Origin of the sequence: Ruegeria spongiae (assembly GCF_023502395.1) — a bacterium.
In the GTDB taxonomy this organism is placed as follows: domain Bacteria; phylum Pseudomonadota; class Alphaproteobacteria; order Rhodobacterales; family Rhodobacteraceae; genus Ruegeria_C; species Ruegeria_C spongiae.
Genome location: NZ_JAMFMB010000079.1, coordinates 1 through 1,117 on the forward strand (window position 1 = coordinate 1; position 1,117 = coordinate 1,117).

Consider the following 1,117-nt stretch of genomic DNA (forward strand, 5'->3'; position numbering starts at 1 on the left):
AGGGTGAGAATTTGAAAGAATCAAATATTTTCAATGGCTGACATTTTTTTCGACCACAAAAACACACCAGAATATTTGGTAGTGGCGGAGACGAAGGGATTCGAACCCTCGAGACGGTTTCCCGCCTACTCCCTTAGCAGGGGAGCGCCTTCGACCACTCGGCCACGTCTCCGCCGACGGGTATATCCGTGCAAGCAACGGAAATACAAGGCCAATTCTGCAATGTTTGGATTTTTTTGCGAACCCACGCGAACCCCTTGAAATAGCACAGAATAGCACCAATTGGTACCGGTTTTGGGCAAGATTTGGTCAACTCATTTCAGGGCCCAAACGGCATTGTTGGACAAATCAGCTGAGGGGATTCATCTCTTGAATCCAGCCTGATAACAGGAGTTCATGAGCCGTTGGACCCCAACAACATACAAAACCACGACCTGGTCGACCTATAACACCGCACTGAGACAGCGAGGATCGTTGTCGATCTGGTTCGATCCGGAGATGATCTGGGTGCCGCCGCAGAGCGGAAAGTGCGGTCGGCAGAGGTGCTTCAGCGATGCTGCGATCCAGGCTTGCCTCACGCTGAAAGTGCTGTTCGGGCTGCCGCTGCGGCAGACGACTGGGGTCGTGGAAAGCTTGTTGGGGTTGGCCGGCTTGGATTGGGCTGTGCCCGACTTCAGCACGTTGTGCCGTCGCCAGAAAACCTTGAATGCCAGTCTTCCATATCGCGGCGGAAACGGCCCGCTCGACCGTCTCATCGACAGCACCGGCATCAAGGCCCCCTCTTGGCAGCATCCTGCGGATGCGCCTGCCGGGCAATGATCGCCCGAAACGAAGCTGTACATGCATCAGGATACTGGGTCGGGCGCTGTGGTGAAAACTGACCGGATACCACCGCCGGAGCCGTGTCGAGACAAAGATGCACTGTATGAAACTGTTGGGACAATCTGTCATGGCCCGGGACTTCGACAGGCAGGCAGCGGAAATCCAAATCCGCATCGCCATCCTCAAATGTTACACCGCTCTTGGCGTGCCAGTGACTGTGGCCGTAGGATAAGTCCGTCCGGGGAAAGGGGACGTGCACCCAGTCACCGATTTGTGCAACATGTATAACCGCCCT

At 55.2% G+C, this 1,117-nt stretch carries 1 tRNA gene and 1 pseudogene; one reads left to right on the forward strand and one right to left on the reverse strand.

Annotated features, from left to right (window positions below):
- Positions 1–82: 82 nt before the first annotated feature.
- Positions 83–172 (reverse strand) — tRNA-Ser (locus M3P21_RS22295).
- Positions 173–396: 224 nt separating this feature from the next.
- Between M3P21_RS22295 and M3P21_RS22300 the strand changes: the two are divergent.
- A pseudogene (locus M3P21_RS22300) lies at positions 397–1,054 on the forward strand (transposase).
- Positions 1,055–1,117 lie beyond the last annotated feature (63 nt).